The following is a 12,723-nucleotide window of genomic DNA, read 5'->3' as shown; positions in this document are numbered from 1 at the left end:
AAGGTATTGAGGTGATGCGTGCACTACGCAAAGGCCAGGCCTCAGCATTTTATTATGGTGATCCCCTGGGCGAAATGCGCCTGGTAAGCAGAGTTTTTGAAATGTAAGGCCTTTGAATAAGACAAAAGGCTGCCTCATCGCTAACTTTGCAACAGTGCCATAGCTGCCCGGATCGTTCTTGAAGCAAAACGAATGCTGGCGCATACCGGTTTACCCGTAGGGACCATTGCACAGACGCTCGGATTTGAAGAAACCACACATTTCTCAAAGTTCTTTAAACGCGTTGCAGACCTTACCCTTGGCGAGTTCCGCCTGAAGCAGACAGAGAGCTGAACGGGGCCGGTGAGAGTGATTGCCCTGTACAGGAGAGACTGCACCCTGGTCCGGTATCTGACCGGATTTTTCACCTGCACCGCATTGTTTTACAACGTTATCTTACCCAGTCTTCCAGCACCAGATCCGGCACCCGCTCAAACTCCCGCACATTATTTGTCACCAGTACGGCGCCGGCCGCAATGGCATGCCCGGCGATCGCCGTGTCGTTCGGGCCTATCGGCGTTCCGGCGAGGCGCAGCGCCACCTTAATCTCCGTGGTGGCGTCCACCGCAGCGCGGTCCCAGGGCAGGATGGCATCGAGGCGGGCGCAGAACGCGTCGACCAGCTGGACGTGGCGCGGCGAGGCCTTCGGGCCGGTGGCACCGAAGCGCATTTCAGAATAAGTGATGGCCGAGACCACGATACGGTGGCCACGCAGCACCGCCTGCTCCAGGCGCTTCAGCACCGCTTCAGGCTGCTCGCGCATGATGAACGAGCAGATGTTGGTGTCGAGCATATAGATCTTGTTCACAGGTTAAATCTTCCTTCGTCGCTGACAACGTCCTCGCGCTCCGCCATAAAGTCCGGATCGGCTTTTTCGAGCTGCGCGAACGACCCCCAGGTCGGCCGGACGGGACGCAGGATGATGCTGTCCCCTTCCCGGACGATCTCCAGCTCGCTCACCCCCTCAAAATCCAGATCGCGGGGAAGGCGGATGGCGCGGTTGTTGCCGTTTTTAAAAATAGATACGGTTCTCATGATTCTCTCCCGGGTAAGTGTGGATATGTGATGCATATCCGGAATGAGGTTGATTGCACCGGGTGTGTGCATATGTTCAGTATAGGCAGATGCTCAGCATATGTATAGATGCGGCATATGCAGATGGTGAGGATATGCGTATGTCAGGCCTATGCAGATGTGGGGCATATGGATATGTTAAACCTATACATAGTTCTCTCTTTTTCTGCTGAGATCCGAAAAAAGCTAGTTCCGGATCTCTGCGAACCCCACCGGCGCGCAGTGGCCCCATAACACAATATGTAGCGGTATACTCAGCTACTGATGACGCTATATGTTGTGTCCCTCCCCTGCCCCGTGACCGCCCGCTCACCACCGGAAAAGGGCGCTTTGCTTATTCTCTCACCGTGGTACACTTCCGGAAACTTCGTAAAGCGCGAAAAGTCGGATCCGAACGGAACGGCCGTCCTGTAATTTAACGGCGTGGCTGTATGGCTGCTTGTTATCTCTAAGGTGATTATTTTGTATGTGAATTTCACGAAGTGAAATTAATGGCGACATAACAGTATGTTTCAGGCGGGCGTGAGTCAGCTGCATCCTTACGCTATACTGATATGCATATCATAAGTATGTATTCCGGAGTGCATTATGAAGCAGCGCATCACTGTCACCATAGACAGTGACAGTTATCAGTTACTGAAATCCGCAGACGTCAATATCTCCGCCCTGGTGAACAGGGCCATGCAGAATGAGGCCCGTCGTCTGCGTTCCGAACGCTGGCAGGCTGAAAATCAGGAAGGGATGGCCGAGGTTGCCCGCTTTATTGAGATGAACGGTTCATTCGCCGACGAAAACAGGGACTGGTGAGATGCAGTTTAAGGTTTATGCCTATAAAAGAGAGAGCCGCTATCGTCTGTTCGTGGATGTGCAGAGTGACATCATCGATACCCCCGGGCGACGGATGGTGATCCCGCTGGCCAGCGCCTGGCTGCTGTCGGATAAGGTTTCCCGTGAACTCTATCCGGTGGTGCACATCGGGGACGAAAGCTACCGCCTGATGACCACGGACATGGCCAGCGTCACGTCCTCCGTCACCGGGGAGGAAGTGGCCGATCTCAGCCACCGGGAAAATGACATCAAAAATGCGATAAACCTGATGTTCTGGGGAATTTGACAGCCTCCCCGCCCTGAAAGACATCGAGGATGTCAAAACGAAGCATTGCCGCAGAGCTTAACCCTCAGCATGAACTGCCCTCCGGAGCGGATGCCCTGCAGGCTTTCGCGGGGTCAGCTTAAACGAACGGTTCACACAAACACCCTTAAGTCAGTAAAAGGAAACCAGATGAACAGAACTGATGGCGAACCAGAGACAGACGTGATGGCCACCGCTTTCAGCACCATGCGCAAGTACGGCATGAATATCATCACCGCCACGCAGCATATGGATATTAATGCTTACGTGAAATCCGATCCGCGGATGCCGAGAACGCGGCTGCGTCGTTACCTGGGACAGTACGGCCTGCGCGGTGAGGCCCTGAGCGCGGAGGTAAGACGTATCGTCGCTGGCCCTGAACGACCAGATAACACGCTGAAAGCCGGAATCTTCTATACGTGGCCCTATGGCTGGGAGCCTGCGGATTTCACGCCAGTGATGAGGCGCATTTTCAAGGGAAAGCGCACCCGCCATGTGATGTTGTTTGATGAACTGCCTCAGCTGTTTGGCAAGAATGACTATTGAACCGGATACTATTTTTGAGGCGAGGTATGGGTACACCAACATTTAGCTCATTTAACGATGTGGTCCGGGAGCTTGAGGATGTATATGGCCACCAGGAGCTGTGGCTTTATTCTGGCCTTAATGAGGACAGCCCCATCGAGACAGCCCGCAGGCGTCAGAAATGGCGATCTCCAAAAATTCTCAAACGAAACGGCAGAATGGTGGCAGAACAATCAGGCCAGCCTGATTTCTGGGTGCTCACGGGTGACTACCATCTGCCGCAGTCTGAACACAGCGCTCCGCCGTGGAAAGCCTGCCTCATCAATAAGGTCTTTAAAGTGTATTGTTCACTGTTAGGGAAAAATACATGACCGACTGTGTTACCCGGACTGGTGACGACAAAACAATGTGGCTCGTGACATTGCCGGAGATCATTACAAATAACAGTACCCGCCAGGAGGAAAATCTGGTCGTTATTCTGAGCAGGGAGGAATCGTGGGGGCCAACTTCTGACCATTTTCCCGACGGATTGTACCGGGTCTCCTGCATAATGACACTGTACCTGGCCGATACCGAACTGACGAAGACTCAGACTTTCACTGCAATCTACTGGCCTCAACAGAAGGCCCTGCATCTGTTTACAGATGAGTTCAGACTGGAACGCCGCCTGCAGGGACTCGGCCTGGGTAGCTGGATCACGCAGCAGTTTGTTCTCTGGGCCAGAGGCCTTCCGCCAGCAACCCTGGTTTTGCCGATTGAAATTTCCCGGGTTGATGAAGAAAACGAAGAAAACAAGATCCGGAGGGACAGGCTGTGGCACGCAATGGGTTTCCGGTTCCCGGCGGGGGATACCAGCTCAATGCCGCTGCGGGCAGACGAACTGCAGTTGCCACGGGGCAGGTGCTCAACGCTCCGGGTGGAGCCCCTGGTATCCGCGGTACGCCGGCTGGAAGACTGTTATCGCGGGCTGCAGGAAAAAATCGCGCAGCTCGAAGGCAAAAAACGGTCGCAAAAACAGTTAATTACTTCACTTAAGAATCGTCCATTTTATCATCTGTTGCACAGGAAAGAGGGCCAGCTCCCGGACGATAAATGTGACGCCCTGCCGCTGCGGGCAGAAAAACTGTCTCTGCCGCAGAGCGGGGATTCAGACCTGGAGGTGGCGCAACGGGCAACCGGGGTCATCCGGCTGGCTACCCTGTGTGCTCAGTCGCAGAAAAGAATCCTGGAGCTGGAAAGGGAGCTTGCCTCGCAAAGTGAGGAGCTCGTTGACCTGCAGGCACATCCATTTTTTAACCTGCGGGATAAATACCGCGGCCAGATCCTGTTCTGGGGATGGGGGATGGGTTTTCTGTGCTTTATCTACTGGATGTTGGTGTCATGAATGTTCACGTTCCATAGCCACCCACTGAAGAGGAGTGAAACCTGTGCCCGAAAATATCGTGTCTACCGTCATTGACGGGGTAGTTTTGTTTGTGACTTCGTCTGTTTTCTGGCTGGCCGTCGCTGGCTGGTTAGTCATCCTGACTCCGGTAATATTACGAAGAAAATTCTCGGCAAAGAAAAAAGTTAACAGAAATTATGAATAACCTGGTTCCAGTTGGATCTCCGGCATCTCCCGGAACATTGCTCCCGGTGGCCATCGATTACCCTGCCGCCCTCGCCCTGCGCCAGATGGCGCTCGTGCAGGATGAACTGCCGAAATACCTGCTGGCGCCGGAAGTCAGCGCCCTGCTCCATTACGTGCCGGATCTTCACCGCAAGATGCTGCTGGCGACGCTGTGGAACACCGGCGCGCGCATTAATGAAGCGCTCGCGCTGACCCGGGGGGATTTTTCGCTGGTGCCGCCGTATCCGTTCGTGCAGCTGGCCACGCTCAAGCAGCGCACCGAGAAAGCGGCCAGGACGGCAGGTCGTGCCCCCGCAGGCAGTCAGGTCCATCGTCTGGTTCCCCTTTCCGATCACCACTATGTCAGCCAGCTGCAGATGATGGTGGCCACCCTGAAAATTCCGCTGGAAAGACGAAACAAGCGCACCGGCAGAATGGAGAAGGCACGTATCTGGGAGATCACAGACCGTACCGTGCGCACCTGGCTTAGCGAAGCGGTGGAGGCCGCAGCGGCCGACGGGGTGACGTTCTCAGTACCGGTTACCCCCCATACGTTCCGTCACTCCTACGCGATGCATATGCTGTACGCCGGCATACCTCTGAAGGTTTTGCAGAGCCTGATGGGCCACAAATCGATCAGTTCCACGGAGGCCTATACGAAGGTGTTTGCGCTCGATGTCGCGGCACGGCACCGGGTGCAGTTTGCTATGCCGGAAGCTGAAGCTGTTGCGTTGATAAAAAAGTTAACCCCAAACCAATCTACATAGGTCAACTATGGGTAATACCCCAGGTTTCGACCAAAAGTAGTTCTTGTGTGGGAAACAGTCCAAGCTTAATGGGGGCTTATCCAGCCTCACTTTTTACAGCTTTCAATCACATTAATTATGTTCAGAAAGGCCCTCATTGCCCTAAAGAAAAAAAATGCAGCCATGAAAATAAGGAATAATTGAGATACAACTCCTGCTAAATCATGGTTGCTACCAGCCACTGATAGCAACGTAAATAGTAATGCAAGCGAAAAATGTAAGGCGATTGTAGTATTTGAATTCATGTATATCCCCTTATGTATAGGACTGAGGCCATCCGCAAATTTTCACTATCGCGAAGTTGTTGCCTCGATATAAAAGGTGTTACCACCCTGAACAAGATAACAAGATAACAAGATAACAAGATAACAAGATAACAAGATAACAAGATAACAAGATAACAAGATAACAAGATATTATCGTTGTTTCGCTTCTGCGATTAATCTGGATATCTCTGTTTTTGATAAACTTTTTAGTGCCTCTACCGCTGCCCTGACTACGTCAGAACGATTCACTCTGCTTTTACCTGAAATCATTTCACCCGTTATAAGATCATCAATGTCTTTTAAGTTTTCTTCAAAAAAGGAAATGCTCACTGGTTTTGCTTTACTTACAGCCAATGGTCTCTCTGAAGTCACTTTGGTATTATCAATACCAGCAGTACCACCGTTAATAAACGCTGCCTCATCACGAGATGGAGTATTTGCTCTATTTCTCACAGAATAACCTCTTTAACTAACGATTCGATTTCTTGTTGTGCTTTGTCATTTTGCGTTTCAAAAATTGTCATTGATTCTGCCCAGGCATCTCGATGCGCTTTTCGATCACAAACTCGGGAACTAGCCAGACGCATTTCAGGATAATCCTTGAGTACGTCAGCTGCCTGATTTGCTTCATTGACAAACATGTTCGTGGGCGTCATGTTTAAAACGAGATATCCCCGGACGTCCTCATTAAAATCTTTTGCTGCTGTAAAAACAGAGCATGTATGAGGCACTACATCCAGGTCCATCTGAGAAGGCCGCAACGGAGAAATGAATACGTCAGCGGCCATCAACCCACTACGCATTTCTGCACTGTCGCGGCCAGCACAGTCTGCGATGACAAAGTCATAAGATTTCTCGTGTTCCTTTAGCATGGCTTTGATGTTGCCTGTTGCGCCAGTAACCGGAATATGGGGAAGATCTTCAGGACGATTGTTGTACCAGGTCAATACAGATTTCTGGTCATCTGCGTCGACAATGATCACTCGATTGCCCAGTGACATCAGATACGCAGCTATAGATACCGCCAGTGTACTTTTACCAACCCCACCCTTTTGACTACCCAATACTATTATCATCATAGCCTCATATTAAGTTGTTAAGTTAACAACTTAATATTGCCAAACAGGCGACAATATTGCAATTTCTTTATTAAGTTAATATCTTGTTAAGTTGTTAACTGTGTGATTTATAACTGAATTGTTTTTGTATCTTAACAAATTAGTAAGATGTTAGGGTAACAAGATAACAAGATAACAAGATAACAAGATGGCAAAGTGGTGCCTTTATCCGAAATCCCCATAGAACCACATAATGCGGCTTTCAACTCCAGGCTACCTTTAGGGAGGGTAGTATCAACCAGTTATGACCGCGTGAAGCAAAAAGTGGGGCGTAGTGGGAAGCCTTTGAATCTTCGGTGTGTCGAAGTGGGGAGTCGGTGAGACAAATTTGGTAAAAGGTGGTGAGAAGCGGGATAGCTTCTCACTTCTATCCAAAAAGGTGTGTTGAAGTGGGAAGGTGCGTAAGTATATACAGATAAAAACACACATTTAACAGGTTCTCATCCCGCTACAACACACCTATTAAGACGTTTAAGGCGAGGCTTCCCCCTACAACACACCTATCAAGATGTTTAAGAAGAGACCTCCCGTTTCAACACACCTTAATCGCGTTGCTTTCCCGTTTTGACACACCTTATACAGCTGTTCCTGGTTTCAGATTTGCTGAGCGACGGTGGATCAGAATGAAAGTCTCTTTACCTTTTTTGGTGATGCTGTGGTCAAGGTACCCAATATCCTGCAACTGCTTGAGGGCCAGTTTAATGATACGGTTCTGTTCCTTTACCGGAGAGAGCAATGAGAGCCTGTCTCGTATCCGTTTGAAAGATATGGGGACTGGGTTCGTAGGCAGGCTTTCGATGAAAGTATACAGGGCCTGAGCTGCTTCCTTTCGGGTTAAAGCGTTTATCGGCTTATGTCGTAGCAGAACAGTGTAATCAGTTTGGTAGAGCTCCCATAGTCGCTGATCAGCTTCAAGTTCCACCAGGTCGTTTGCAAAATCCAGTTCACCTGTCTTAAGCAAACCTGTTACGGAAACTTTTTGAAGGCCCTCTGAATCGCTACGGGTAAAGGTAATGGTCTTGCCACGTATCCTGGTCAAAGCTTCTGAAATACTTTTTCTAAGACGGGAATCGAATCTCTTAGACTCAAAGCGGCACATTCCAGCAAACTCATGAAAAGTAAGCTTAATGCTGTTGGTTTTTAAACCGTACTTACTGAAAGCTTCTATGATACCGACCCATACCTTGAAGTCGATGGCCATACTCAACCGTTCACCGGTTATACGAATATCGTCGTACCCCTCCCGCCTTGAGAATTCCAGATCCTTGAGAACAGAGGTCGCATCGATTGATGTTCTGGTGCCCTTTGCAGGCCTGCTTGAGGGAACAAAAACATTTAATCTCATCAGGGCTACAGGCTGAACTGTGGCCTTACTTGTGACGGTGAGTTTATTGTTAACACTTTCACAATCTGGACCTATAACCTCGCCAATATAAACATTCTCATTCATATAGTTATATCCATTCATAGCATATGATCGATATGTGCCTAAATATTAACTATTTCCCGTTTCGACACACCTTTCTTCCCGATTCTACCCACCCTTACCCCGTTTTGACACACCTTTTTCCCGCTTCAGAACACCTTTTTCCCACTACGACACACCTGAAATCGCTACGAAGCCCGTAAACAAAGGTTTTGCCGCTAAAGGGATCAGTTTGGATCTATTTGGATAACTAAGGGTAAGTTATTGGATCTACTCAAAGGATATGTGGATAACTCATTATGGAATCTATAGAACTTAAGTGCGTAAGGTGCTTTAAAAGGCTTCAGCTCCCCTGGTGCTTCCTCGCTCACTCGCGGGCTTCGCCCTGTCGTTCGGCTGCGGCGAGCACTGCTGGCTCTCTCTGAAAGGCAAAATTTAACCGATCCTCGCAACGGGGATATCTCTCCAGCGAGTGGTGTACGCAGGGGAGAGCATATCGCGTTTCATTTGCCAGGATGGCGCAATTCCTCTACCGGCAAACCATACTTTACCCAGCCCTGAGTTGTTGATCCCGTCCAGAACCCTCATCAGCTCAGCACTGTGAGGGCGTGGCGGGCGTTCGTCAAACAGCTGCAGCTGCGAAACGCCGGAGCCGGTGAAGTCATTCAGCATAACTCCGGCTTTGGCATACCGGTGCCCATCCCTCCAGATACGCTCCAGAGCCATTGTGGCGGCTGCAATGATGTCCCTGGTGTCCTGAGTGGGTGTAAGCAGTTTTTCCGTAGCCACGTTGCCGTAGTAAGGCTCTTTAATGGCGAACGGGGACGTTTTGATGAAAACGGAAATATGCCGGCAATACTGGTGCTCTTTACGCAGTTTTTCAGAGGCCCGCTCTGCGTGCTGACAGATAGCCTGACGGAGTGACTCGTACTCCGTGATCTTCACGCCAAAACTGCGGCTGCAGACAATTTGCTGTTTCGTCGGAGGGGCTTCCTCAAGCGAAAGGCAGCTTTCCCCGTTCAGTTCCCGTACCGTTCGCTCAAGGACCACAGAAAAATTTTTGCGGATGAAGGCCGGGTTCGTCAGAGCCAGATCGAGCGCGGTTTTTATGCCCAGCACATTTAGCTTGCGTGCAATACGGTTACCCACCCCCCAGATTTCTTCAACCGGCTGCAGTGAAAGCAGTTTCCGCGTCCTTTGCGGATTTCCCCTGGTCAGCGCGAGTACGCCACGAAACTGTTTCCACTCTTTTGAGGCCCACTGGGCTGATTTTGCGAGGGTTTTCGTTGGTCCGGCGCCCACGCCAATGGTCAGGCGGGTACAGTCATACACGTGCTGACGCAGCTGCCGGCCGAAGTCCTCAAGCCCCATACAGTGCTCCACGCCGGTCAGGTCGAGGAACATCTCATCAATGGAATACTGTTCCACCCTGGGGGCCAGTTCCTCCAGGCAGTTCATCACGCGCGCCGACATCGAGGCGTAAAGTTCATAATTACTTGAAAAAACATATATTTTTTCCGGGTACCTTTCGTTTTTTATCTGAAACCACGGAGTTCCCATTTTGATCCAGGGCTTCGCCTCGGCACTGCGAGCGATTACGTTCCCGTCGTTGTTGCTCAGGACGACTATCGGCTTTCCTTTCAAATCCGGGCGGAAAACACGTTCACAGCTGGCATAGAAGCTGTTCACATCGGCCAGGGCAAACATCAGTACATCTCCCTCGGGCGGTGGATGATATGCGTGACAACGCCAAAGATATCCAGCTCGTCGGGATCAGGATAAATCGGCGACCAGGAGGCATTCATGGGCTGCAGCGTCAGTCGCGGCGTCAGCAGAAGCCGTTTCACCGTAAACTCCCCCTGTACGCTGGCGACAACGATATCGCCGTGCCGCGGCTTTTCAGCACTGTCCACAACCAGCAGATCGCCATTGTACAGACTGCCGTCGGCCATGCTGTCTCCGCTGGCACGCAGGTAGTACGTCGCGCTCGGATGCCGTATGCAGTAATCATGGAGATCCAGATCGGACTCGACATAGTCAGCAGCAGGGCTGGGAAAACCGCAGCTGGCCAGATCGGCAAACAATGGATGGGCCTGTGGCGGGAGTTCTTTCCCGGTGCTGAAAAGTTGTAGTTTCATCTTTCCTCCTGACACTCTAATTTTTACTGGTTATACATACAGTGTGCGCCGGGAGACCGGTAAAGATCAAGGGGTGAAAGTCCCCGACCATTGAAGGACCAGCAATCCACAGGGTCCCCGAGTCATGCGTTGTATACCGTGAGGTATGGGGCGAAGCGTTGACAGGGGTGTTGACAGGCCAGCCATTGAGCCACGAAATGTATATTAAATTACCGGGTGCCGACGTTGTACTGTTAACGGAAGGCAACATCATAGGGTGCGATACTGCGAGTGCCACATGGACCCGGCGGGGTCTGAGACCCTGGCATGTCAATACGTTCTCTACGCGGGAACCGGGAGATCTCCCCTCTGACCATCTGCCAGTGTCGGAGATGGCCCGCACCGGGAAGACGAGGAGTCATAGCCGGTGATGTACGGAGAGGAGAAGTCGGACTCGCTCATAGTAGCGGCGAAGCAGGCGAACAACCCGAAAGGAGCGGAGTCAGTGGAGCGAAGGAGCGGGGCCAAGGGGAACGTGGAACAGCCACACATGCGCCGGACACAGAGCCGGGAAAGCATGTCACAGAGGCTGTCACGCGTGCGGGAAGCTGCGAAGCAGCGGAAGAAAGAACGGTTTACAGCATTGTTCCACCTGCTGACAGTCGAAGCACTGGAAGCCGCATTCCTCTCCCTGAGCAGGAAAGCGGCCGCCGGAGTGGATGGCATCAGGTGGATGGACTACGCCGGAAACATGAAGAACAACATAACAGATCTGCACCGGAGGCTACATCAGGGCAGCTACAGGGCGCAGCCCGGCAGGCGTCACTACATCCCAAAAGCGGATGGAAAACAACGCCCGCTCGGCATCGCCTCGCTGGAGGACAAGATCGTCCAGTATGCGCTGGTGAAAATCCTGAACGCAGTCTATGAAAACGACTTTATGGGGTTCTCATACGGGTTCAGACCCGGGCGAAGCCAGCACGATGCACTGGACGCACTGGCCACAGGGCTGGTACGCACTAACGTAAACTGGGTACTGGATGCCGACATCAGACAGTTCTTTGACAGGGTGAGCCACGAATGGCTGATCAGGTTCACAGAGCATCGGATCGGCGACCGGAGGGTAATCAGGCTCATACGTAAGTGGCTCACAGCCGGGACGTCGGAGGAGGGTCAATGGCGAGCAACGGAGGAAGGCACCCCACAGGGTGCGGTCATCTCACCGCTGCTGGCAAACATATACCTCCACTACGTCTTCGATCTGTGGGCGCATCAGTGGCGACGTCGCTATGCCACAGGCAATGTGGTAATGGTCAGATACGCCGATGACATCGTCATCGGGTTCGACAAACGATACGATGCCCGGCGCTTCCGTATAGCCATGCAGCGCAGACTGAGGGAGTTCGGACTCACGGTTCACCCGGAGAAAACCCGTCTGATGGAGTTCGGCCGCTTCGCTGCCGAAAACCGTGCCATCAGGGGAAAAGGCAAACCAGAAACGTTCAACTTCCTCGGGTTCACGCACATCAGCGGGAAAGATCGCAACGGCAGGTTCATGCTGATACGAAAGACCCGCCGGGATCGGATGACGGCAACTCTGAAAGCCATCAAAGACGGTCTGCGAAGGCGCTGGCATTACTCAATCCCCGAACAGGGAAAATGGCTCAGGAGAGTGGTTCAGGGATACCTGAACTATCACTCGGTACCGGGCAACTTCCCCACCATGCAGAAGTTCAGGACACACGTAACAAACCTCTGGCGCCGGGCGCTCAGGCGCAGGAGCCAGAAGGATGATACGACCTGGACGAAAGCAAACAAACTGGCAGCCGCATGGCTACCAGGGGTTCGGGTTCTTCATCCATGGCCTGTGGAGCGGTTCACCGCCAGACACCCGAGGCAGGAGCCCGGTGCGTAAATCGCGCACGCCGGGATCTGTGCGGGGGGTATCCGGTAACGGGTATCCCTACCGCGACATATTTAACAGCGTGACGATAATCCAGATCGCATGCCTTAAGAACATTTTGAGTAAATAAAGGTGTTCAAAATGCTTATATTAATCATTTTGATATTTTTATATTGCTCATATTGAGAAATATTACTTTGTTTTTTTCATTTTTCTCTTATAATTGGTATCAAATTGAGTGTAACTAACGGAGCATATTGATGAATATTTACTGCGATGATGGTTCAACTAATGTTAAGCTGGCATGGTTTGAAGGCGATGAGCTTCAGACCCGGGTTTCTGCGAACTCCTTCCGGCATGGCTGGAAAGTGGCGGAATTCAGTGCGGCAACGTTCAACTATCAGGTGGGGACGCTGAAATACACCTGGGACAGCGTCAGTCGGGATGCCATCCCGACAACAAACGTGGAATATCAGTACGGTGATCTCAACCTGCTGGCCGTGCATCATGCGCTGCTGAACAGCGGACTGGAGCCGCAGCCGGTGAGCCTGACCGTGACGCTGCCCCTGAGTGAGTATTACGACGGGGACTGCCAGCGGAACGAGGAGAACATACGACGCAAACGGGAAAACCTGATGCGTGAGCTGGTTCTGAATAAGGGCAGGGCATTTACCGTAACGGACGTGAAGGTGATGCCGGAATCACTAC

16 protein-coding genes and 2 pseudogenes are annotated in these 12,723 nt (G+C 51.6%); 11 read left to right on the top strand and 7 right to left on the bottom strand.

The window, feature by feature from the left end:
* Together MKS11_RS26640 and MKS11_RS26635 are read left to right on the top strand one after the other, a co-directional pair.
* Positions 1 to 107, top strand: a pseudogene (locus MKS11_RS26640) (IS6 family transposase); the annotation flags it as partial.
* A gap of 52 nt (positions 108 to 159) precedes the next feature.
* Positions 160 to 333 (top strand): helix-turn-helix domain-containing protein, encoded by a 174-nt coding sequence (locus MKS11_RS26635; RefSeq protein ID WP_175437601.1) that lies wholly within the window; start codon positions 160 to 162, stop codon positions 331 to 333.
* 97 nt (positions 334 to 430) lie between these two features.
* Here the strand turns inward: MKS11_RS26635 and MKS11_RS26630 are convergent, their stop codons facing one another.
* Positions 431 to 847, bottom strand: coding sequence for a type II toxin-antitoxin system VapC family toxin (locus MKS11_RS26630; protein ID WP_021312768.1), 417 nt, complete (start codon positions 845 to 847; stop codon positions 431 to 433).
* A complete protein-coding gene (gene vapB / locus MKS11_RS26625; protein WP_021312767.1) occupies positions 844 to 1,074 on the bottom strand; it encodes a type II toxin-antitoxin system VapB family antitoxin in 231 nt (76 codons plus the stop codon). Before vapB ends, MKS11_RS26630 begins: the two co-directional genes overlap by 4 nt.
* Between vapB and MKS11_RS27645 the strand changes: the two are divergent.
* The 7 genes and pseudogenes from MKS11_RS27645 to MKS11_RS26595 all read left to right on the top strand — a co-directional run bounded on the left by MKS11_RS27645 (position 1,031) and on the right by MKS11_RS26595 (position 5,146).
* Positions 1,031 to 1,532 (top strand): annotated as a pseudogene (locus tag MKS11_RS27645) (hypothetical protein). The gene vapB and the pseudogene MKS11_RS27645 overlap by 44 nt on opposite strands.
* Positions 1,533 to 1,701: 169 nt before the next feature.
* Positions 1,702 to 1,920 (top strand): type II toxin-antitoxin system antitoxin CcdA, encoded by a 219-nt coding sequence (gene ccdA, locus MKS11_RS26620; RefSeq protein WP_001568025.1) that lies wholly within the window; start codon positions 1,702 to 1,704, stop codon positions 1,918 to 1,920.
* A gap of 1 nt (position 1,921) precedes the next feature.
* Entirely contained in the window at positions 1,922 to 2,227 is a 306-nt protein-coding gene (gene ccdB, locus MKS11_RS26615; RefSeq protein ID WP_001568026.1) for a type II toxin-antitoxin system toxin CcdB, read from the top strand.
* Between the two features lie 168 nt (positions 2,228 to 2,395).
* Positions 2,396 to 2,791, top strand: a complete 396-nt coding sequence (locus MKS11_RS26610; protein ID WP_017899885.1) for a hypothetical protein — start codon at positions 2,396 to 2,398, stop codon at positions 2,789 to 2,791.
* 26 nt (positions 2,792 to 2,817) lie between these two features.
* Positions 2,818 to 3,141: a hypothetical protein gene (locus tag MKS11_RS26605; protein WP_022644730.1), complete on the top strand. Its 324-nt coding sequence runs from the start codon at positions 2,818 to 2,820 to the stop codon at positions 3,139 to 3,141.
* A complete protein-coding gene (locus tag MKS11_RS26600) occupies positions 3,138 to 4,154 on the top strand; it encodes a hypothetical protein (RefSeq protein ID WP_020315256.1) in 1,017 nt (338 codons plus the stop codon). Before MKS11_RS26605 ends, MKS11_RS26600 begins: the two co-directional genes overlap by 4 nt.
* Positions 4,155 to 4,351: 197 nt before the next feature.
* The gene (locus MKS11_RS26595) at positions 4,352 to 5,146 is read left to right on the top strand and encodes a site-specific integrase (protein ID WP_284109777.1); all 795 of its coding nucleotides are present in this window, start codon (positions 4,352 to 4,354) and stop codon (positions 5,144 to 5,146) included.
* 455 nt (positions 5,147 to 5,601) lie between these two features.
* Here MKS11_RS26595 and MKS11_RS26590 read toward each other — a convergent pair whose 3' ends face one another.
* The 5 genes from MKS11_RS26590 to umuD all read right to left on the bottom strand — a co-directional run bounded on the left by MKS11_RS26590 (position 5,602) and on the right by umuD (position 10,133).
* Positions 5,602 to 5,904, bottom strand: coding sequence for a hypothetical protein (locus MKS11_RS26590; protein WP_004197636.1), 303 nt, complete (start codon positions 5,902 to 5,904; stop codon positions 5,602 to 5,604).
* Complete coding sequence (locus tag MKS11_RS26585; RefSeq protein ID WP_004197649.1) at positions 5,901 to 6,527, bottom strand: ParA family plasmid-partitioning AAA ATPase; 627 nt, start codon at positions 6,525 to 6,527, stop codon at positions 5,901 to 5,903. The genes MKS11_RS26590 and MKS11_RS26585 overlap by 4 nt, the downstream gene beginning before the upstream one ends.
* A 616-nt stretch (positions 6,528 to 7,143) precedes the next feature.
* Positions 7,144 to 8,019, bottom strand: coding sequence for a RepB family plasmid replication initiator protein (locus MKS11_RS26580; protein WP_004197644.1), 876 nt, complete (start codon positions 8,017 to 8,019; stop codon positions 7,144 to 7,146).
* A gap of 411 nt (positions 8,020 to 8,430) precedes the next feature.
* Complete coding sequence (locus tag MKS11_RS26575; protein WP_064138452.1) at positions 8,431 to 9,702, bottom strand: Y-family DNA polymerase; 1,272 nt, start codon at positions 9,700 to 9,702, stop codon at positions 8,431 to 8,433.
* Entirely contained in the window at positions 9,702 to 10,133 is a 432-nt protein-coding gene (gene umuD, locus MKS11_RS26570; protein ID WP_001568036.1) for a translesion error-prone DNA polymerase V autoproteolytic subunit, read from the bottom strand. Before umuD ends, MKS11_RS26575 begins: the two co-directional genes overlap by 1 nt.
* Before the next feature lie 406 nt (positions 10,134 to 10,539).
* Between umuD and ltrA the strand changes: the two genes are divergently transcribed.
* Both ltrA and parM read left to right on the top strand, forming a co-directional pair.
* Positions 10,540 to 12,027, top strand: a complete 1,488-nt coding sequence (ltrA, locus tag MKS11_RS26565; protein WP_162685408.1) for a group II intron reverse transcriptase/maturase — start codon at positions 10,540 to 10,542, stop codon at positions 12,025 to 12,027.
* 248 nt (positions 12,028 to 12,275) lie between these two features.
* Positions 12,276 to 12,723 (top strand): plasmid segregation protein ParM domain-containing protein (gene parM, locus MKS11_RS26560; RefSeq protein ID WP_220388353.1); only part of this gene is annotated, 448 nt, incomplete at its 3' end.

It is taken from the genome of Klebsiella sp. K5-45 (assembly GCF_030128605.1).
In the GTDB taxonomy this organism is placed as follows: Bacteria; Pseudomonadota; Gammaproteobacteria; order Enterobacterales; family Enterobacteriaceae; genus Klebsiella; species Klebsiella quasipneumoniae.
Note: the sequence above shows the minus strand (reverse complement) of the source record. Positions and strands in the feature narration are given on the sequence as shown.